Raw genomic sequence first — 20,280 nt, 5'->3', positions numbered from 1 at the left:
TTTTCCTTTCCCGCGGGCGCGGTTAGCCTGCGCCCATGTTCGGACTGGAGCCTTGGCAATTCCTGGCGGCCTTCGGGATCACCGCCTTTGCGGGCTTCGTCAAAGGGGCCTTGGGCTTTGCCATGCCGATGATCATGATGTCGGCCTTCGGATCGATCATGCCCGCCGCCGTGGCCCTGCCCGCGATGATCCTGCCCACGCTCTTTACCAACGTCCAGCAGGCGGTGCGCGACGGGCGCGGGCCTGCGCTGGAATCGGCGCGCAAGTTCCGGCTGCATATCGCGATGGTCTGCCTCTTCATCTGCGTCTCGGCGGGCTTTGCCGCGATCATGCCGCAATGGATCATGTATGGGCTTCTGGGCGTGCCGATCACGCTGTTTGCATTGTGGCAGCTGTCGGGCCGCCCGCTGGTCCTGAACCTGCGCCACAGGCGGCGGGCCGAGGGCTGGTCGGGCGTCATCGGCGGGCTTTACGGCGGCATCTCGGGCATCTGGGGGCCGCCGCTGATCGTCTATCTGCTGTCCATCGGCACCGACAAGAAGGAACAGGTCCGCGTCCAGGGCGTGGTCTTTCTGATCGGGGCGGTGGTGCTGTTCGTCGCGCATCTGGTCTCGGGGCTGCTGAACGCGCAGACGCTGCCCTTGTCGGCGCTGCTCTGCATCCCGGCCTTTGCGGGCATGATGGCGGGCTTTGCGTTACAGGACCGCCTGGATGTCGCGCAGTTCCGCCGCTGGACGCTGATCCTGCTGATCCTGACCGGGTTGAACCTGGTCCGCCGTGCCATAGAACTCTGGAGCCTGTGATGGATGCCGCCGACCTGACCGCCCGCCTGATCCGCTGCCCCTCGGTCACCCCCGAGGAGGGCGGCGCGCTGGTCCTGCTGCAGGACCTGCTGGAGGGGGCGGGGTTCGAATGCCACCGCGTGGACCGGGGCGAGACGTCGAACCTCTTTGCGCGGTGGGGCGCCAAGGGCGCGCGGGCGATCGGCTTCAACGGGCATACCGACGTGGTGCCGCCGGGCGATCCGGCATCCTGGACGCATCCGCCCTTTTCGGGGCATTGGGACGATGATGACGTCATCTGGGGGCGCGGCGCGACGGACATGAAGTCCGGCGTCGCGGCCTTCGTCTGCGCGGCCATCGACTTCGTGCGCGAGACCCCGCCCGACGGCGCGGTGATCCTCACCATCACCGGCGACGAGGAGGGCCCGTCCCGCGACGGCACCATCGCGATCCTGGACTGGATGGCGGCCCAGGGCGAGGTCATGGAGGCCTGCATCGTGGGCGAGCCCTCGAACCCCGAAGTCATGGGCGAGATGATGAAGATCGGCCGCCGCGGATCGGCGACCTATACCATCGCCGCCAAGGGCCGTCAGGGTCACGCCGCCTATCCGCACAAGGCGCTGAACCCGCTGCACGCCCTGACCCGCTATCTGGCCGAGCTGACCGCCGAGCCGCTGGACCGGGGGACGGATCATTTCGACCCCTCGGGCCTGCAGATCACCACCATCGATTGCGGCAACCCGGCGTCCAACGTCATCCCGGAGCGAGCGACGGCGGTGGTCAATATCCGCTTCAACGACCTGCATACCGGCGCGGGGCTGCTGGACCGTCTGCGCGAGCGGGCGGCGGCCGTCACCGCCGAGACCGGCGTGGCGCTGGACGTCGCGGCCCAGATCTCGGGCGAGGCCTTCCTGACCGCGCCCGGCCCCTTCGTCGACATGGTCCGCGGCGTCGTCCAGCAGGAGACCAACCGCCAGCCGGTCCTGTCGACCTCCGGCGGGACGTCGGATGCGCGTTTCGTCAAGGATCACTGCCCGGTGGTGGAATTCGGCCTGGTCGGGGCCCACATGCACCAGGTGGACGAACGCGTCCCCGCCCAGCAGGTCCGCCAGCTGAAGGTGATCTATCAACGCATCCTGGAAAGGTTCTTCGCATGATGATCGAGGAGACGACCGACCTGGCCGCCTGCCACGCCCTGCGCCGCACGGTCTTCATCGAGGAACAATCCGTTCCCGAGGCCGATGAGATGGACGACCTGGACGCGGACGCCATCCACCTGCTGGCCCGCGATGGCGACCGACCCGTGGCCACCGCCCGCCTGCTGATCAAGGGCGATATCGGCAAGATCGGCCGCGTCTGCGTGCTGGCCGACCAGCGCGGCACGGGCCTCGGCGCGGCGCTGATGCAGGCCGCCATCGACGCGCTGATCGCGCGCGGCGTGCGCGAGGCGCATCTGGGCTCGCAGGTCCATGCGATGGGCTTTTACGAAAAGCTGGGCTTCGTCGCCGAAGGGCCGGTCTATGACGATGCGGGCATCCCGCATCGCGACATGGTGCGGGTGATCGCATGACCCAGATCCCCAGCAAGGCCCAGATCATGGAATGGGTGGCCGAGCATCCGGAGGCCAATTCCAAGCGCGACATCGCCAAGGCCTTCGGCATCAAGGGCGCCGCGCGGATCGAGCTGAAGCGCCTGCTGAAGGTGCTTGAATCCGAGGGCCATCTGGAACGCCGCCGCCGCCACTATCTGGACGCCGAGGCGCTGCCGCCGGTCACCGTGCTGGAGCTGCTGGCCCCCGACGGCTCGGGCGATCTCTTCGCGCGGCCGCTGGAATGGTCGGGGACGGGGCCGATGCCGCGCATCCTCTATGCGGCCCTGAAATCGGACCCGGCACTGGGGCGCGGCGACCGCTTCCTGGGCCGTCTGATCCCGGTTCTGGGCGAGGATCACCAGTATCAGGCCCGCCTGATCCGCCGCATCACGGCGCAGGCGAACCGCATCACCGGCATTTTCCGCAAGGACAGCGAGGGCGGCCGCATCCTGCCCATCGACAAGGGCCAGGACAAGGAATGGCGCGTCCGTGCCGATGCCACGCTGGATGCCGCCAATGGCGAACTGGTCCAGGCCGAACAGATCGGCCCCCGCCACCGCATGGGCCTGCCGCAGGCGCGCATCATCGAACGGCTCGGCGACCCCTCGGCCCCCCGCGCCGTCAGCCTGATCGCGATCCACCAGCACGGCATCCCCGACGAATTTCCCCAGAAGGCCATCGACGAGGCCGAGGCCGCCACACCCGCGCCCCTCAAGGGCCGCGACGACCTGCGCCCGCTGCCGCTGGTCACCATCGACCCTTCCGATGCGCGCGACCATGACGATGCGGTCGCCGCCTTCATCGAGGAGGGTGGCGGCGCGACCATCTGGGTCGCCATCGCCGATGTCGCCCATTACGTCCGCGCGGGCTCCGCGCTGGACCGCGAGGCCTGGACGCGGGGCAACTCGACCTATTTCCCCGACCGCGTGGTGCCGATGCTGCCCGAGGCGCTGTCAGCCGACCTCTGTTCGCTGCACGAGGGCGTGGACCGCGCCGTGATCGCGGTCGAGATGCGGCTGGACGCGCAGGGCAACAAGACCGCCCACCGCTTTCATCGCGGCGTGATGAACAGCCGCGCCAGCCTGGCCTATGAACAGGCCCAGGCCGGGGCGGACGGGCACCCCGACGCCCAGACCGAGCCGCTGATGGATGAGGTCATCCGCCCCCTCTGGCACGCCTATGGCCTGCTGAAATCAGCCCGCGAACGCCGCCAGCCGCTGGAGCTGGACCTGCCCGAACGCCGGATCGAGCTGGTCCCCGAAGGCCGCGTCAAGGCCGTGGCCTTCCGCGAACGCCTGGACGCGCATCGCCTGATCGAGGAATTCATGGTCCTGGCCAATGTGGCCGCCGCCGAGGAGCTGATCCGCCGCCAGCGCCCCCTGCTGTTCCGCGTCCATGAGGAACCCAGCCTCGACAAGATGGAGGCGCTGCGCGAGGTGGCCCAGGCCTCGGGCTTCACCTTGGCCAAGGGTCAGGTGCTGCATACCAGCCACCTCAACCGCCTGCTGGCCCAGGCCGAGGGCAGCGATTTCGACGAGCTGATCAACATCAGCACGCTGCGATCCATGACCCAGGCCTATTACCACCCGGAAAACTACGGCCATTTCGGCCTGTCGCTGAAAAGCTACGCGCATTTCACCTCGCCCATCCGCCGCTATGCGGACCTCGTGGTGCATCGCGCGCTGATCGCGGCCCATGGCTGGGGCAAGGACGGGCTGACCGAGGACCAGATCGAACGCCTGCCCGAGACCGCCACCCATATCAGCGAGACCGAGCGCCGCTCGATGGCCGCCGAACGCGACACGACCGACCGCTACCTGGCCTCCTTCCTGGCGGATCGCGTGGGCACGGAAATGGCGGGCCGCATCAGCGGCATCCAGAAATTCGGCGCCTTCGTCAAGCTGGACGAGACCGGCGCCGACGGCCTGCTGCCCATCCGCGCCATCGGCCAGGAGTATTTCCACTTCGACGCCGATGCCCAGATGCTGATCGGCAGCGATACCGGGCTGGAGATCGGCATCGGCCAACGTGTCCTGGTCCGCCTGGCCGAGGCGCTGCCCCTGACCGGCGGCCTGACCCTGGACCTCCTGGAACTGGAGGGCCAGGCCCTGCCGCGCGGCCCCCAAAAGGGCAAGCGCGGCCGCAACCCGACCCGCATGGGCGTGAAATCCCGCCTGGCCGAAATCAAGCGCGCCACCAAACGCCGCCGCAAACGCTGATCCTTCTTCGTTGCGCAAATACCCCGGGGGGTGCGGGGGGCTGGCCCCCCGCCTGCTTCAGATCCACCACAGGATCCCGCCGACGATTGCGCCGACCACGACCAGCTGGATCACGCAGAACCCCATGATGTCGCGCGCCTTCAGCCCTGCGATCCCCAGCATCGGCAGCGCCCAGAAGGGCTGCAGCAGGTTCGTCCAGGCATCGCCCCAAGCGACCCCCATCACCACCTTGGCCACATCCGCGCCAAGCGCCTCGGCCGCGGGCAGCATCACAGGCGCCTGCACCGCCCATTGCCCGCCTCCCGAGGGCACGAAGATGTTCACGATCCCCGCCGCGATGAAGCTCCAGAAGGGCAGCGTCTCGGCGGTCGAGATCGACACGAACCATTCCGACAGGCTGGCGGCCAGCCCGCTCTGGACCATGATCGCCATGATCCCGGCATAGAAGGGGAACTGGATCACGATGCCCGCGCCGCCGCGCACGGCCTCGTCCAAGGCGGACAGCAGGCTGCGCGGCGTGCCGTGGCAGATGATGCCCAGGAACAGGAACAGGAAGTTCACCACGTTCAGGTTCAGCGCGCCGCCGCCCAGGAAATGCATCATCAGCCAGGCCAGCCCCGGTATCCCGATCAGCAGCATCAGCAGGGGGCTGGTCTCCAACCATTCCGCGGGCGTGGGACGGGCGGCGCGGGGGGCGGGCTCGGGGTCCTGCAGCCGGGCCGGATCGACCAGTACCTGCTCGCGTTCGGTGGGCATCATCAGATAGTTGACCAAGGGCACGGCCAGGATCACCGCCAGCGCGATCATCAGGTTCCAGCCGGCAAAGATCGTCTGCGCGGTGGGCAGGATGCCGATCTGGCCTTCGGTGAAATGCCCCGGCGTCGCCACCGTCAGCGGGATCGACCCCGACAGGCCCCCGTGCCAGATCACGAAGCCCGAATAGGCCGCGGCCACCAGCAGCCGGTAATCGACCCGCACCAGCCGCGCCACCTCGCGCGCGAAGATCGCGCCCACCACCAGGCCAAAGCCCCAGTTGATCCAGCTGGCCGCCAGCGAGACCAGGCTGACCAGCACGATCGCGCCGCCCCGGCTGGTCGCTAGCCCCGCGATCCTGCGCAGCAGCCGCTTGACCGGCGGGGATGATGCCAGGATGAAGCCCGTGACCAGCACCAGCAGCATCTGCATGGCAAAGGACAGCAGCTCCCAGAAGCCGTTGCCCCACATCTGGACCAGGTCCAGCGGCGCCGTCCCTTGGGTCAGCATCGCCGTTGCCGCCGCGATCAGGGTCAGCACGATGACGAAGATGAAGGCGTCGGGCAGCCACCGCTCCATCATGCGTGTTGCGGGACGGGCCAGAAATCTTAGCATCGGTATCCTCCTCGGGTTGCATGGCGATGCTGCGCCATGGCCCGGGGAATGGCAACGCGGGGGTCAGCTTTCGCGGAAGGCGCGCACGAAATAGTCGGTCAGCGGCTTCATCAGATAGGCCATCGGGCTGCGGTTGCCGGTCTGGATATAGACCTCGACCGGCATGCCGGGCACCAGCGACAGCGCGCCCAGCTTCTCCAGCTCCTCGGGCGGGATCGAGACCTCGGCGCGGTAATAGGGCATGCGGGTCGCCTCGTCGATCAGCGCATCGGCCGAGACCCGGTCCAGACGGCCCGAGATCTCGGGCGTGGTGCGCTGCGAGAATGCGGAAAAGCGCAGGGCGACGGGCTGGCCGGGCTGGATCTCGTCGATATTGATCGTCGCCACCCGCGCGCCGATCACCAAGGGCCGGTCCTGCGGGATGACATACATCAGCGCGTCTGCGGGCCGGATCACCGATCGCGGTGTCGTCACCTGCATGTTGTAGATCACCCCGGAGACCGGGGCCCGGATCTCCAGCCGGTCCAGCTGCTCGGTCAGGCTGCGGCGGCGCTCGGCCAGCTCCAGCTCGCGATAGCCCAAGTCGCGCAGCTGGGTCTCGGCCTCCTCGCGGCGTTCGGCCGAAAGGCGCAGGCGCTGGATCTCCAGCTCGGTCTGGCGGATCGCGGCCGAGGCCAGCCCCGCCTGCAGCGATCCCAGCTCGCCATCCATGCGCGCGGCCTCACGTTCCAGGGCCAGGACCCGGCTTGCCTGGGCCAGGCCGCGGTCCAGCAGGCTCTGCTGGTCGGTCAGTTCGCGGCCGATCAGCTCGCGCTGGCGGGCCAGCGCCGCGATCTGCGCCTCGATCCCGGCCATTTCCGAGGTGATGGTCTCGGCCTGCTTGCCCAGCTGGTCCATCGACTGGCGCAGCGTGTCCAGGCGGGCATGAAAAAGGCTGGCTTGACCGTCAATCAGGCTAGATACCGTTGGCGAGCCTTTGCCCTCGTCCAAAAGCTCGGCCGTGAACAGGATTTCATCCGCGTCCGAGCGTTCGGCCTCCAGCCGACCCCGACGCGCAAGGATCTCAAAGTACTGGCCATTGACGATCGTGTACTCGGTACGCAGCAGATTGCCGTCCAGCGACAGAACAAGATCACCTGCCTCGACCCGGTCGCCTTCGGCCACCGATATCTGTTGGACAACCCCTCCATCAGGATGCTGGACAATCTGACGATGCTGTTCGACCTCGACCTGGCCGCTGGCCACGACAGCCCCTGAAATTTCAGAGGAGAGCGACCAGATCAGAAAGCCACCAACCAGGACGATCACGGTGGTCAAACCGATGATGATGGACCCTCGAACGGGCCATGGCTCGGCAATGGTGGGATTGTTCACGCGACTCCCCCAATCTGACCAGTCAGCTGCGCTTGTCGAATCTGGCTTGCGTTTTGGACCATCTGTTCAAGAACTTTGTCACGCGGGCCAAAGGCGCGAGCGGTCCCGCCTTCGAGAACCAGCAGATTGTCGCAGACGTTGATCGCTGCCGGGCGGTGCGCCATGATGATTACGGTGCCGCCTTGCGACTTCACTGTGCGAATCGCGGTGTTCAACGCTTCCGACCCGGTATTGTCCAAGTTCGAGTTCGGTTCATCCAGAACCAGTAGAACTGGGTCGGGGTAAAGTGCGCGTGCGAGTCCAATACGCTGGATCTGACCGCCAGAGAGCCTCCCGACAGTTTGGCTGACAAGTGTGTCATATCCCTGCGGCAGATCCAGAATCATTTGATGAGCGGCAGCCGCACGCGCCGCGCGGACCACGCGTTCAGCATCGGGCTTTTCAGCCAATCGCGCTATGTTTTCCGCAATTGTGCCGTCGAACAAGGTCACCTGCTGCGGAAGGTAGCCGATCAGGCTACCCAGAATGTCAGGATGATACTGATCAAGGGTTGCGCCACCAAGCCGAATTGAACCCGCCCCGACCGGCCAAGCCCCGATGAGTGCCTTTGCCAAGGTTGATTTCCCTGCACCAGACGGTCCGATCACACCCAACGCGGTTCCGGGCGCGACCGCGAATGTTACCCCACGCAGCGTGGCAAGGCTTTCGCCCGGTGGGGCAACGGACAAATTTCGAACGTCGATCCGTCCCTCCGGCCGGGGGAGAGGTGTCCGTTCGGCCTCGGCCCGCTGTTTGGTCAGCAGGGCCCCTAGGCGCGCCCAGCCATCCTGCGCCGCCTGCACTGCGGGCCAACCCCCTACAAGTTGATCCACGGGAGCTAGGGCACGGCCCATAATGATGGAACTGGCGATCATGGCCCCGGGTGTGAGCTCTTGCCGAAGAACCAGCCAAGCCCCTGCGGCCAACATTGCGCTTTGCAAGAACAGCCGAAACGTCCGCGAGAACACACCGAAACCAGACGAGAGGTCACCTGCCTTGACTTGCCCCAGTTGCGAGTCGATCCGGGCCTTGCGCCACCGCTTGAAAGTTGCTCCGCGCATACCCAACGCACTGATGACCTCACCCTCATCGCGATAGAGATCGGCCATCCGCTGCGCTTGCGCACCGGAGTTTGCCGATTGCTGCAACGGATTTTTTGTCAGTACCCGGTTCGCGATGGTGGAGATGACGAGGATCAGGCCCCCCACAACCGCAACCACGCCCAGAAGCGGATGAAAAATGAAGATTGCTGCCAAGAACAGAGGGGCCCAAGGAATGTCAAAAAATGCAAGCATCACGGGTGATCCGATAAGCCGCGTAACCGAGTCGAGATCGCGCATTCCACCAGCGGTCGCGGCCGATTCGTCTCCGCGCAACGCACCCTCGCGCAGTGCCGCACCAAAAACGCGGCCTTCCATGCGGTCTTGAAACCGCGCCGCGATGCGTTGCATGACGCGTCCACGGATCAAATCGACAATACCCATCAATACGAACAAAAAGACGACAAGCACTGTCAGCGCCGTTAGCGTCTCCACGCTCTGCGACCCTAAGACCCGGTCGTAAACCTGCAGCATGAACAGAGGGCCTGTCAGCATGAGCAAATTTACGACCGCAGAAAACAGCGCTATTGGAATGAACAGCCTCCAGCCCGATGCCCGAGCGCTGCGCAGTTCACGAAGCCCTTCACCGATATTCGCGCCAAGCGCCATGTTCGCTATCCTAAGAACCAACGGGAGATGGACCGTCCCGAATGCGCAATGACCATATCATTCCCAAGTTTTTTTGCCAGTCTGACTGGAGGCTGTCATGAAAGGCTTAGGAATTTATGAGCGTTCGTGATGCAAGGGGGCGTCCGTTGAAAACTCTTGCAGCTTGGCAAATCGCAATATTGATCAAGTCTTTGCCTTGCCTCATGGAACCTGGACCGTTTGGAGCTGGGGTTTTCGGCGAACATTTCTTCGCTGGAAGAGGGTAGGAGAACAGTGGAAGCATCGAGGCTCACAGAATCCCAAGGCAGGCGTTCATCCTGAAGCAAGGCGAGGCAGGGATGCCGGGAGCCGAGATCTGCCGAAAGGCCGGGATCAGCCAGGCGACCTAGGTCAACTGGAAGAAACGGTATCGCGATCTGCTGCCGGACGAGATGTGCTGGTTGAGGGCACTAAAAGACGAGAACGGCCACCCGAAAACGATCGTCGCAGACCTGGCTTTGGATCGGGAAATGCTGCAAGGCACGTCATCCGCCGAAAGCTCGTTCGCCAGTCGGCTTGAACCAGAGGTGCCAACTGGCTCACCCGGGGTGGATGCGCGAACTGGTTCGCGGGATGTGCTCCGATTGGGACATGTCGATGCGCGGGACTTGTGGGGCCTCGCATCGCTCATGTCCAGCAGAAGTTCTGCGTTTCGGACCGTGTCGCCCGTCGCGTACTTGGGCAGCATCGCTCGACACAGCGGAAAGTGCCGCGGGGCCGCAGCGACGAAGACGCGCTGAGCACGGACATTATCGCGCTCGCGTCCCAATATTGGCAACACGGCTACCACCGGATCGCGGCTCTTCTTCGGGACGCAGGCTGGGCCGTGAACATGAAGCGTGCCCCAAGATATGGCGGCAGGAATGAGGAGGGTCAGGAAAGGCCCCGGTGGGGCGTTTCCCTGACGACGACGCGGAAGGTGCCCTCCGGACGACCCAGGAAGGGCCGGTTCTGGATGAATGACGGATCGTGGATCCGTCTCCGGCCGGAGCGGCCGAACCACTTTTGGTCCTGCGACTTCGCCCTGAGCCGGACGCATGATAGGAGGAGGTTACGAATGCTCAACGTCATCGACGAGTTCGCCCGGGAGTGCCTGGCCAGCCGGATCGAACGCAAGCTGGACTCGACTGCCGTGATCGATGTCCCGACCGATCTGTTCATCTTGCGCGGTGTGCCGGGCCATGCCTGCTCGGAGTTGCCCATCGTGGCGCCATCGGTTCAAGCCCGATGGGCGTCGGTCCGGAGTTCATCGCCAAGGTCGTTCGGGATTGAATCGACACAGTGGGGGCGAAAACGGCGTCTATCGAGCCCAGCAGTCCCTGGAAGAACGGCTGCTGCGAGAGCGTCAGCTCGAAGCTCCGCAACGAATTGCTCAACGGCGAGATCCTTTATTCCCCCGCATAGGCGCGCATGGTGATCGAAGCGTGGCGAGTCCGTTATAACACCGTCCGGCCTCACTCGTCCCTGGGCTATCGGCCACCAGCTCCGGAGGCCCTGTACTGGCCGTCACGCGACAGCGGATCGCCCTTACCTCAAGCCACGACATTGGCGCCAAAACCCGTCATGCACCAAGTTGAAGCCGAACCGCTCGATAGGGGCGGGCCAATGCACCCACGTGATTTCAGACGAAGGTAGCTGTGCCAGACGTGCGACGAATATACTAACCTGAAACCGTCATTCTGTGGACTACGGCGCATGCGTGAAACGACTTGGCGAAGACAACCGCGTTACCGAAGTCCTGACCCCAGCGGCTCTGTCTCATAAAAGACGAAAGGCCCCCGGGCGGGGCCTTTCGGTCGGCATGCGGTTCGTCAGTTCCCGCCCAGGATCCCCTGCAGCGCGCGACTGAGCGCGTCGTCGGAACTGGCACCCGAGCTGCTGCCGGGCGTGGTGGGCGGGCCGCCCTGCACCTCGGTGGGGGCGCTGACGGTGCGGCCGGTGTTCTGGGCGTCGATGCTGTTCATCACCCCGGCCAGGGCCGCGGCCAGCGGATCGTCGGCGGAACCGCTGGTCACCACCTGCGGCGTCGTCTGGCCGCTGGACATGATGATCCCGCTGCCATCGGGCGAGACGGTGGACAGCGCCAGCTCCGGCAGGCCGTCATGGATCTCGGACATCACGGCCTGCCAGATCTCGGCCGGCAGGCCCCCGCCGGTCACGCCCTGCAGTGGCGTGTTGTCGTCATAGCCCATCCAGACGCCGGTCACGTATTGCTCGGTGAAGCCCACGAACCAGGCGTCGCGATAGCTGCTGGTTGTGCCGGTCTTGCCCGCCACCGGGCGCGAGCCCAGCTGCGCGCGTGTGCCGGTCCCCGAGGAGATCACCTGCTGCATCATGTAGATCAGCTGGCCCGCCGCGCGCTGGCTGATGACGCGTTCGCCGAAACCGCCGGTCTGGCCCATCAGCGGGCGGTCGTCGCCCTGCATGGTCAGGTTCACCACCCCGTAGGGCGCGACCGAGGTGCCGCCGTTGCGGATCCCCGCATAGGCGCCGGTCAGCTCCAGGAGCGTCGCCTCGGAGGCGCCCAGACCCAGGGAGGGGCTGGTGGTCAGGTTGCTGACGATGCCAAAATCGCGCGCGACGCGGATCACCTGGTTGCGGCCCACGGCCTCCTGCAGGCGGATGGTCGAGGTGTTCAGCGACTGCGCCAGCGATTGGGTCAGCGTCACCATGCCCCGGAAGTTGCGGGTGTAGTTCTGCGGCGACCAGTTGCGCCCGCCGGGGATGCGGATGGTCAGGGGGCCGTCCTCGACCCGGTCGCCGGGGGAATAGCCCGCCTCCAGCGCGGCGGCATAGACGAAGGGCTTGAAGCTGGACCCGGTCTGGCGCTTGGCCTGGGTCGCGCGGTTGAAGACGCCGCTGACCCGCGATTCCCGCCCGCCGATCATCGCGCGCACCGCGCCGTCGGCCGACATCACCACGACCGCCGCCTGCGAGGCCGAGCCGTCGCGCACCTTTTCGTCGAAGACCCGGTTCAGCGCCCGTTCGGCCGCGCGCTGGATGCGCTGGTCGAAGGTGGTGGTGATGGTCACGTCCTCGGTCGTGTCGGAGGTCAGAAAGCCCGGACCCGATTCCATCAGCCAGTCGGCGAAATAGCCCCCCGCCCGCGCGGTCGCGGCCTGGGACAGGGTGGCGGGGGCCGCGCGGGCCGCCGACAGCTCGTCGGTGGTCAGATAGCCTTCCTCATGCATCTGGCCCAGCACGACGCTGGCGCGGTTCTGCGCGCGTTCCAGGCTGGCGGTCGGGGCGAATCGGCTCGGCGCGGGCAGCAGGCCTGCCAGCATCGCGGCCTCCGAGGTGTTCACCTGGCTGGCGGGCTTGTTGAAATAGACCTGGCTGGCGGCCTCGAAGCCGCGCGCGCCGCCGCCCAGATAGGAGCGGTTCATGTAGATGCTGAGGATCTCGTCCTTGCTGTATTTCGCCTCCATGGCGAAGGCATAGGGGATCTCCTTGACCTTGCGCCACACGCCGCCGGACCGGCAATCGGCCTCGAACTCGGCCTCGGTCGAAAAGCGGGTGGGGTCGAAGGTTTCGCCCAGGCACAGAAGCTTGGCGACCTGCTGGGTGATGGTGGAACCGCCATTGCCCTCCAGCGGCCCGCGGCCCGCGGCCAGGTTGATGCGGATGGCGCTGGCGATGCCGCGCGGGCTGACGCCCAGATGGCGATAGAAGCGACGGTCCTCGGCCGAGACCACCGCCTCGCGCAGGACGGGGGCGATCTGGCTGCTGTCCACCGCGCCATAGGTCTCGCCGCGCCACGCGAAGACGCGGCCGTCGCGGTCCAGCATGGTGACGCTGCCGCGGGCGCGGCCGTCGAACAGCTCCTCGGCCTCGGGCAGGCCCACGTAGAAATAGGCGCTGGCCGCCCCCAGGATCAGCGCCACGACCATCCCGAGCCGCCAGACGCTGCCCCAGATGATGCGCCAGATCAGGGTGACGAACCCGGCGATCCAGCCGAATATGCCGCCGCGGCGGGCCCGGCCGTGGCGGCGGACCTTGCGGGGCTTTCGGACCGGTTCGGGCGCGGCGGCGGCGCGCTTGTCGGCAATGGGGCTCTTGCCCGATCGGGGCGGGGTGCCGTTGGGTCGTTTCATGCCTTGGATGCCTGCGTGACTGCGATGCCGGTTTTCCGGCCCAATTGCCGGGCAGCCTACAGCAAAGCGCCGCAAAGGGGAATTGGGCTGACCAATCCGTGATGCCGGCCCGGCAAGGCCCCGCCGCCGCATGTCGCTGCCCGCCGGATGGCCAGCGCCGCGCCCGGTTGCACAGCCGCGGGGCAGTTCGCCCCGCAGCCGCACCTGTTCTGCGCACTGAGCGGGCGTTGCCCGCTTTTTGCGCCCATTCCGCGGGCAGTTCACGTTTCTGCCGCCGCGGCGGGCGGGCGCGGCTTTGCCCGCCGGGGGGAAATGCCGATGAAAGGGGCGATGGCAGCCGGACCGGCGGCTGCGGCTCGAAGCGAGGTTACACCGTTATGATCAAGACCCTCCCGCTCATCGCGACGCTCGGCGTGCTGGCGGCCTTTCCCGCCGCCGCGCAAGAGGTCGCGGCCCCGTTGGAGGCGGCCCCCGCCGCCGAGGCCGTCTCGGCGGACGTCGCATACATCTTCGACACGCTGCTGTTCCTGATCGGCGGCATCCTGGTCTTCTGGATGGCCGCGGGCTTTGCTATGCTGGAGGCAGGGCTGGTCCGGTCCAAGAACGTCGCCACCCAGCTGACCAAGAACATCGCGCTCTTCTCCATCGCGGGGCTGATGTACTGGATCGTCGGCTACAACCTGATGTATCCGGGCGACTGGACCATCGCGGGCTGGATCGGCGAATTGTTCAGCATGGCCAGCCTGGACCCCGTCGCGGGTGCCGATCTGGAGGGCGGGTTCTCGATCGGGTCCGACTTCTTCTTCCAGCTGATGTTCTGCGCCACCACCGCCTCGATCGTGTCGGGCACGCTGGCCGAACGGGTCAAGCTGTGGCCCTTCCTGATCTTCACCGTGGTGCTGACCGGCCTGATCTATCCCATCGAGGCCAGCTGGCAGTGGGGCGAGGGCTGGCTCTACGAGATGGGCTTCTCGGATTTCGCGGGATCGACGCTGGTCCATGCGGCGGGCGGCTTCGCGGCGCTGGCGGGTGCCATCGTGCTGGGCGCGCGTCACGGCAAGTATCGCGCCGACGGCCGGATGCAGCCGATGCCGGGGTCGAACCTGGCGCTGGCCACGCTCGGCACGTTCATCCTGTGGATGGGCTGGTTCGGCTTCAACGGCGCGTCGCAGCTGGCCATGGGCACGATCGACGACGTGGCCGATGTCAGCCGCATCTTCGTGAACACCAACATGGCCGCCGCGGCGGGTGCCGTCACCGCGATGATCCTGATGCAGGTGATGTATGGCAAGGTCGACCTGACCATGGTGCTGAACGGCGCGCTGGCGGGCCTGGTCTCGATCACGGCCGAGCCGCTGACGCCCTCGATCCCCGCCGCCGTGCTGATCGGCGCCGTGGGCGGCGTGATCGTGGTCTTTGCCGTGCCGATGCTGGACCGCATGAAGATCGACGACGTGGTCGGCGCCATCCCCGTCCACCTGGTCGCGGGCATCTGGGGCACGCTGGTCGTGCCGGTCACCAATGCCGATGCCAGCTTCGTCACCCAGTTCGTGGGCGTCGTGGCGATCGGGGCCTTCGTCTTCCTGGCCAGCCTGGCGGTCTGGCTGATCCTGAAGGCGACCATGGGCATCCGCGCCAGCGAAGAGGCCCAGATCAGCGGCCTGGACATCAGCGAGATGGGCATGGAGGCCTATCCCGACTTCGTGCAGGCCAAGTAAGCCTGCATCGGGACGAAAAAAGGGGGCGGGTCGCCGGATGCGACCCGCCCCCTTTCCTTTGTCCGGCTGTCAGGCGACGCGGCTGACCACGAAATCGGCCAGATCGGCCAGCATGTCGCGGATCGGATGGGCGGGCAGCTTGGCCAGCGCGGCCCGCGCGCGCGCCGCATGGGCCAGCGCGTCGGCGCGCGCGGCCTCCATCGCGCCGTGGCGGGCCAGCAGGGTTAGCGCATGGTCCAGGTCGCCCTCGCGCTGGTCGCCCGCCTCGATGGTGCGGGTCCAGAAGGCGCGCTCCTCCGGGGATGCGGCGGCGATGGCCTTGATGACGGGCAGGGTCAGCTTGCGTTCGCGGAAATCGTCGCCGACATTCTTGCCCGTGGCCTCGGTCGCGCCGCCGTAATCCAGCAGGTCGTCGACGATCTGGAAGCTGATGCCCAAGGCGTCGCCGTAATCGAACAGCGCACGCACCTGGTCGTCGGGTGCGCCGGCGATGACGCCGCCCACCTCGGTCGCGGCCGAGAACAGCGCCGCCGTCTTGCCGCGCACCACCTGCAGATAGACGCCCTCATCCGTGCCCAGGTCCTGGGCGGCGGAGAGCTGCAGCACCTCGCCCTCGGCGATGGTGGCGCTGGCATTGGCCAGGATCTCCAGTGTGCGCATGTTGCCGGGTTCGACCATCAGCTGGAAGCTGCGGGCGAACAGGTAATCGCCGACCAGCACGCTGGACTTGTTGTCCCAGAGCAGGTTTGCCGTCGGGCGCCCGCGCCGCTGGCGGCTTTCGTCCACGACATCGTCATGCAGCAGGGTCGCGGTATGGATGAATTCGACCGTCGCGGCCAGATGGACATGCCACGGCCCGGGATAGCCCAGCATCTTGGCGGCAGCCAATGTCAGCATCGGGCGCAGGCGCTTGCCCCCGGCCTCGATCAGATGGGCGGTCACCTCGGGAATGCGGGGGGCATGCCGGCTGGACATGCGGTCGCGGATCAGCGCATTCACCGCCGCCATTTCGGCGCCCAAGGCGTCGGACAGCCGATCCAGCGGTTTGCGGACGTTTTCCTGCACGGTCATGGCTTACCCCAACTCTGCGCCACCCGCATTGCCACGGCATCGACAAATGCGCAACCGCCCCTTAACGTCGCGGCCATGAAAGAGCTTTTCCGCAGCAACGATCCCGTCCGCATGTCCGCAGCCACCAGCCTGCTGGAATCCGAAGGCATCCGCGTCTTTCCCATGGACCAGCACATGAGCGTGCTGGAAGGCTCGATCGGGATCCTGCCCGCGCGGCTGATGGTCGCGGATCGGGACGAGTTCATGGCCCGCGCCATCCTGCGCGACAACGGGCTGGATGACTGACAGCCGCATCGACGGGTTCCTGGACGGGCGGCTGCGGCTGGCCCAACCGGCGCGCGGCTATCGCGCGGGGGCGGATGCGGTGATGCTGGCCGCGGCCTGTCCCGCGCGCCCCGGGCAATCGGTGCTGGAGCTGGGCTGCGGGGCCGGGGTGGCCAGCCTGTGCCTGGGCTGGCGCGTGCCGGACCTGACCCTGACCGGGCTGGAGATCCAGGGACCCTATGCCGATCTGGCGCGCGCGAATGCCGATGCCAATGCCATCCCCCTGACCGTGCTGCAGGGCGACCTGGCCCGGCCCCCCGCCGTGTTGCGGGGGCTGTCCGTGGATCATGTCATCATGAACCCGCCCTATTTCCTGGCGGGCACGCCGGCCCCCGATGCCGGGCGCGCCACCGCGCGGGCCGAGGCGACGCCCTTGGGCATGTGGGTCGATGCGGCCCTGCGCCGGTTGCGGCCGGGGGGCTGGCTGACCGCGATCCAGCGCGCCGACCGGCTGGACGGGCTGCTGACGGCGCTGGCCGGGCGGGCGGGGGCGGTCGCGATCCTGCCCATCGCCGCGCGGCCGGGCGATGCGGCGGGGCGGGTGCTGGTCGCGGCCCGCAAGGGGTCGCGCGGGCCGCTGCGCCTGCTGGCGCCGCTGGTCACCCATGGCCCCGGCCAGGCCCTGTCGCCCGCCGCTGCCCGCATCCTGCGCGACGGTGCGCCGATCGACATGGGGAATGCGAAAGTTCCGTGACAGAATCGCGCGGCTGTGCTGCACTGGACCTGTTCGACAACCATGAACAAGGAGGACGCGATGTCGATTGCTTCCCATGTCGAGGAGCTTCGCAAGAAACATCAGAATCTGTCTGCCGCCGTGGAAAGGGCGCAGAGAAGTCCCGGGACCAGCGATCTGGAGATCGTTGCCATGAAGCGCGAAAAGCTGCGCCTGAAGGAGCAGATCACCAGGCTGGGCCATTGATCGGTTGAATTTTCGGAAGATTAGGAAAGGCCCGCGCAGAACGCGCGGGCCTTGTCCATTTCATCATCTGCCCGGTCAGGCGAAATACTGGCCGCCATTGGCGCTGATCGTCGATCCGGTGATGAAGCCCGCCTCCTCGGAGGCCAGGAAGACCACCGTGCGCGCGATCTCCTCGGGTTCGCCCAAGCGGCCGACGGGGATCTGGCCGATGATCGATTCGCGCACCTTTTCGGGCACCGCCATCACCATCTCGGTCGCGATATAGCCGGGGCAGATCGCGTTCACGGTGATGTTGGCGCGCGCGCCCTCCTGGGCCAGGGCCTTGGTGAAGCCCAGATCGCCCGCCTTGGCGGCGGAATAGTTCGCCTGCCCGAACTGGCCCTTCTGCCCGTTGATCGAGCTGATATTGACGATCCGGCCGTATTTGCGTTCGCGCATGCCCGGCCACAGCGGGTGGGTCATGTTGAAGATGCCGGTCAGGTTGGTGTCGATGACCTCTTTCCACTGCTGGGGCGTCATCTTGTGGAACGGCGCGTCGCGGGTGATGCCGGCATTGTTCACCAGCACGTCGATGGGACCCAGATCGGCCTCGACCTTGGCGATGCCCTCGGCGCAGGCCTCGTAATCGGCGACGGACCATTTGTAGGTCTTGATCCCGGTCTCCTCGGTGAAGGCGCGCGCGGCATCGTCATTGCCGGCGTAATTCGCCGCGACCGTATAGCCCGCCTGCTGCAGCGCCTTCGAGATCGCCGCGCCGATCCCGCGCGAACCCCCGGTGACCAAAGCGATTTTCGACATGTGTTCCCCCTCCTTTTTTAGGTCATTGAAATATTGCTAACGAATGGTGTGGGGGCGCGCAAGATCATTGCGCGCCCATTGCCTCAGCGTTCCAAGCACATGGCGACACCCATGCCGCCACCGATGCAGAGCGTGGCCAGACCCTTCCTGGCGTCGCGGCGGCGCATCTCGAACAGCAGCGTGTTCAGCACCCGCGCGCCCGAGGCGCCGATGGGGTGGCCGATGGCGATGGCGCCGCCGTTCACGTTCACGATGGACGGATCCCAGCCCATGTCCTTGTTCACGGCGCAGGCCTGGGCGGCGAAGGCCTCGTTCGCCTCGACCAGGTCCAGATCGCCCACCGACCAGCCGGCCTTCTCCAGCGCGCGGCGGCTGGCGGGGATGGGGCCGGTGCCCATGATCGCGGGGTCCAGACCGGCGGTCGCATAGCTGGCGATGCGGGCCAGCGGGGTCAGGCCGCGGCGGGTGGCCTCCTCCTCGGTCATGACCATGACGGCGGCGGCGCCGTCGTTCAGGCCCGATGCGTTGGCGGCGGTCACGCTGCCATCCTTGGCGAAGGCGGGGCGCAGTTTCTGCATCGCCTCGATCGTGGCGCCGTGGCGGATGTATTCGTCCTTGTCCACGACCGTGTCGCCCTTGCGGGTCTTGACGGTGAAGCCCACGATCTCGTCGTCGAAGCGGCCCTCCTTCTGGGCGGCCTCGGCCTTGTTCTGGGATGCCAGGGCGAATTCGTCCTGCTGGTCGCGGCCGATGCCCCATTTCTCGGCGACGTTCTCGGCTGTCTGGCCCATGTGATAGTTGTTGAACGCGTCCCACAGCCCGTCGCGGATCATCGTGTCGATGAACTTGATGTCGCCCATCTTCTGACCGGCGCGCAGGAAGGCGGCATGGGTGGACAGGGACATGCTTTCCTGACCGCCCGCCAGCACCACGCGGGCATCGCCCAGGATGACCTGCTGGGCTGCCAGCGCGACGGCGCGCAGGCCCGAACCGCAGACCTGGTTGATCCCCCAGGCCGAGGATTCCTGGGGCAGGCCGGCCAGGATATGGGCCTGACGCGCGGGGTTCTGGCCCTGGGCTGCGGTCAGGACCTGGCCCAGGATGGTCTCGTCGACCTCGGCCGCGTCGATGCCGGCGCGCTTGACGACCTCGGCCAGGACGGCGGCGCCCAGCTCATGCGCGGGGGTGTTGGCGAACGACCCCATGAAGCTGCCGACCGGCGTGCGGGCGGCGGATACGATAACGGCTTTTGTCATGGCGGGCTCCTTCCCATCGATGCCGGGCGAACCGGCCTTCGGGGGTCAGGATGCCGTTTGGCGGGCCGAGGTCAAGGCGCAAGACCATGACCCCTTGCCCGGCGCCGCCCTCAGCGCGTCGCCAGCGAGGGCGGCGTCTTCCACGGCGGCGCGATGGTGGGCGCGCCGAAGTAGTATCCCTGCAGGCAATCGATGCCGATATCGATCAGGAAGGCGGCCTCCTCGGCGGTTTCCACGGATTCGGCCACGGTGAACATGTCGAAGTGATGCGCGATGGATTGCAGCGCGCGGGTCAGCACCTGGTTGTCGGGCTTTGTGGCGATTTCCCGGATGAACTGGCCGTCGATCTTGATCATGTCGAAGCAGAAGTCGCGCAGATAGCGGAACGAGGTATAGCCCGCCCCGAAATCGTCTAGCGCCAGGCTGATGCCATAGCCCTGCACCTCGGCCATGAAGTCCTGGACCTCCTCGGGCATGCCCATGGCGCTGCTTTCGGTGATCTCCAGGATCAGGCGTTCGCCCAGCATCGGGTCGCCCGACACGCCGCGGCGCAGCGTGTTGATCCATTCGGGATAGAGGATCGAGCGCGCCGACATGTTGATGGACAAGCGCAGGCCCGGATCCTCGGCCAGGGTCTGCAGGCCCAAAGACAGCGACAGGCAGTCGATCTTGCGGCCCAGCTCCGTCGGTTCGGCCTGGGGCATGAAATCGCGCAGGGGGACCAGGCGGCCGCTGTCGTCGATGATGCGGATCAGCCCCTCGTAGAAGGCGGGGGTCTTGGTCCGCTGCGCCTGGACGATGGGTTGGAAGGCCAGCACGCCGCTGCCCTTTTCCACCGCCGCAGCGACCGATGCCAAGGTGATCCGGTCCTGGTGGCGGATCGCATCCTCAAGGGGCGAGCTGTTTTCCATGCTTCTGTCGCTCACGAGTGGCCTCATCCGAGTCGGGTCTGCTTGCAGTCTGCCCATTGTGGCTTAAC

General features: G+C 66.7%; 16 protein-coding genes and 1 pseudogene. 9 read left to right on the top strand and 8 right to left on the bottom strand.

The window, feature by feature from the left end:
* Nucleotides 1-35 precede the first annotated feature (35 nt).
* The 4 genes from JHW48_RS13655 to rnr are packed head-to-tail and all read left to right on the top strand — an operon-like array spanning nucleotide 36 to nucleotide 4,592.
* Nucleotides 36-803: a sulfite exporter TauE/SafE family protein gene (locus JHW48_RS13655; RefSeq protein ID WP_119887684.1), complete on the top strand. Its 768-nt coding sequence runs from the start codon at nucleotides 36-38 to the stop codon at nucleotides 801-803.
* Complete coding sequence (gene dapE, locus JHW48_RS13650) at nucleotides 803-1,939, top strand: succinyl-diaminopimelate desuccinylase (RefSeq protein ID WP_170152374.1); 1,137 nt, start codon at nucleotides 803-805, stop codon at nucleotides 1,937-1,939. Before JHW48_RS13655 ends, dapE begins: the two co-directional genes overlap by 1 nt.
* Nucleotides 1,936-2,352: a GNAT family N-acetyltransferase gene (locus JHW48_RS13645; RefSeq protein ID WP_119887685.1), complete on the top strand. Its 417-nt coding sequence runs from the start codon at nucleotides 1,936-1,938 to the stop codon at nucleotides 2,350-2,352. The genes dapE and JHW48_RS13645 overlap by 4 nt, the downstream gene beginning before the upstream one ends.
* The gene (gene rnr / locus JHW48_RS13640) at nucleotides 2,349-4,592 is read left to right on the top strand and encodes a ribonuclease R (RefSeq protein ID WP_119887686.1); all 2,244 of its coding nucleotides are present in this window, start codon (nucleotides 2,349-2,351) and stop codon (nucleotides 4,590-4,592) included. The genes JHW48_RS13645 and rnr overlap by 4 nt, the downstream gene beginning before the upstream one ends.
* A gap of 57 nt (nucleotides 4,593-4,649) precedes the next feature.
* Here rnr and JHW48_RS13635 read toward each other — a convergent pair whose 3' ends face one another.
* From JHW48_RS13635 to JHW48_RS13625, 3 genes are all read right to left on the bottom strand, one after another.
* On the bottom strand, nucleotides 4,650-5,960 hold the full coding sequence (locus JHW48_RS13635; RefSeq protein WP_119886610.1) for a short-chain fatty acid transporter: 1,311 nt from the start codon (nucleotides 5,958-5,960) through the stop codon (nucleotides 4,650-4,652).
* Between the two features lie 63 nt (nucleotides 5,961-6,023).
* Complete coding sequence (locus JHW48_RS13630; protein ID WP_119886628.1) at nucleotides 6,024-7,319, bottom strand: HlyD family type I secretion periplasmic adaptor subunit; 1,296 nt, start codon at nucleotides 7,317-7,319, stop codon at nucleotides 6,024-6,026.
* Between the two features lie 11 nt (nucleotides 7,320-7,330).
* Nucleotides 7,331-9,082, bottom strand: a complete 1,752-nt coding sequence (locus JHW48_RS13625; RefSeq protein ID WP_119886611.1) for a type I secretion system permease/ATPase — start codon at nucleotides 9,080-9,082, stop codon at nucleotides 7,331-7,333.
* A gap of 416 nt (nucleotides 9,083-9,498) precedes the next feature.
* Here JHW48_RS13625 and JHW48_RS13615 point away from each other — a divergent pair.
* Nucleotides 9,499-10,756: pseudogene (locus tag JHW48_RS13615) on the top strand (integrase core domain-containing protein).
* 176 nt (nucleotides 10,757-10,932) lie between these two features.
* Here the strand turns inward: JHW48_RS13615 and JHW48_RS13610 are convergent.
* Nucleotides 10,933-13,215 (bottom strand): transglycosylase domain-containing protein, encoded by a 2,283-nt coding sequence (locus JHW48_RS13610; protein WP_119886615.1) that lies wholly within the window; start codon nucleotides 13,213-13,215, stop codon nucleotides 10,933-10,935.
* A gap of 377 nt (nucleotides 13,216-13,592) precedes the next feature.
* On the opposite strand from JHW48_RS13610, the gene JHW48_RS13605 reads away from it, so the two are divergent.
* Nucleotides 13,593-14,933, top strand: coding sequence for an ammonium transporter (locus tag JHW48_RS13605; RefSeq protein ID WP_119886616.1), 1,341 nt, complete (start codon nucleotides 13,593-13,595; stop codon nucleotides 14,931-14,933).
* A gap of 69 nt (nucleotides 14,934-15,002) precedes the next feature.
* On the opposite strand, the gene JHW48_RS13600 is transcribed toward JHW48_RS13605, so the two are convergent.
* Nucleotides 15,003-16,004: a polyprenyl synthetase family protein gene (locus JHW48_RS13600; protein ID WP_119886617.1), complete on the bottom strand. Its 1,002-nt coding sequence runs from the start codon at nucleotides 16,002-16,004 to the stop codon at nucleotides 15,003-15,005.
* A 75-nt stretch (nucleotides 16,005-16,079) separates the two neighbouring features.
* Here JHW48_RS13600 and JHW48_RS13595 point away from each other — a divergent pair, with 75 nt between their 5' ends.
* The 3 genes from JHW48_RS13595 to JHW48_RS13585 are packed head-to-tail and all read left to right on the top strand — an operon-like array spanning nucleotide 16,080 to nucleotide 17,247.
* The gene (locus JHW48_RS13595) at nucleotides 16,080-16,289 is read left to right on the top strand and encodes a putative signal transducing protein (protein WP_119886618.1); all 210 of its coding nucleotides are present in this window, start codon (nucleotides 16,080-16,082) and stop codon (nucleotides 16,287-16,289) included.
* Nucleotides 16,282-17,022 carry a tRNA1(Val) (adenine(37)-N6)-methyltransferase gene (locus tag JHW48_RS13590; RefSeq protein ID WP_119886619.1) on the top strand — a complete coding sequence of 247 codons (741 nt, stop codon included), beginning with the start codon at nucleotides 16,282-16,284 and terminating at the stop codon, nucleotides 17,020-17,022. The genes JHW48_RS13595 and JHW48_RS13590 overlap by 8 nt, the downstream gene beginning before the upstream one ends.
* Before the next feature lie 60 nt (nucleotides 17,023-17,082).
* Nucleotides 17,083-17,247, top strand: a complete 165-nt coding sequence (locus JHW48_RS13585) for a YdcH family protein (protein ID WP_119886620.1) — start codon at nucleotides 17,083-17,085, stop codon at nucleotides 17,245-17,247.
* 75 nt (nucleotides 17,248-17,322) lie between these two features.
* Here JHW48_RS13585 and phbB read toward each other — a convergent pair whose 3' ends face one another.
* From phbB to JHW48_RS13570, 3 genes are all read right to left on the bottom strand, one after another.
* Nucleotides 17,323-18,045, bottom strand: coding sequence for a beta-ketoacyl-ACP reductase (gene phbB / locus JHW48_RS13580; RefSeq protein WP_119886621.1), 723 nt, complete (start codon nucleotides 18,043-18,045; stop codon nucleotides 17,323-17,325).
* Nucleotides 18,046-18,128: 83 nt separating this feature from the next.
* Nucleotides 18,129-19,301 carry an acetyl-CoA C-acetyltransferase gene (locus JHW48_RS13575; RefSeq protein WP_119886622.1) on the bottom strand — a complete coding sequence of 391 codons (1,173 nt, stop codon included), beginning with the start codon at nucleotides 19,299-19,301 and terminating at the stop codon, nucleotides 18,129-18,131.
* Nucleotides 19,302-19,411: 110 nt separating this feature from the next.
* Nucleotides 19,412-20,239 carry an EAL domain-containing protein gene (locus tag JHW48_RS13570; RefSeq protein WP_119886623.1) on the bottom strand — a complete coding sequence of 276 codons (828 nt, stop codon included), beginning with the start codon at nucleotides 20,237-20,239 and terminating at the stop codon, nucleotides 19,412-19,414.
* Nucleotides 20,240-20,280 lie beyond the last annotated feature (41 nt).

The organism is Paracoccus aestuarii, assembly GCF_028553885.1.
In the GTDB taxonomy this organism is placed as follows: Bacteria; Pseudomonadota; Alphaproteobacteria; order Rhodobacterales; family Rhodobacteraceae; genus Paracoccus; species Paracoccus aestuarii.
The sequence above is the reverse complement of the archived record's forward strand: the minus strand, read 5'-3'. Positions and strand labels throughout refer to the sequence as shown.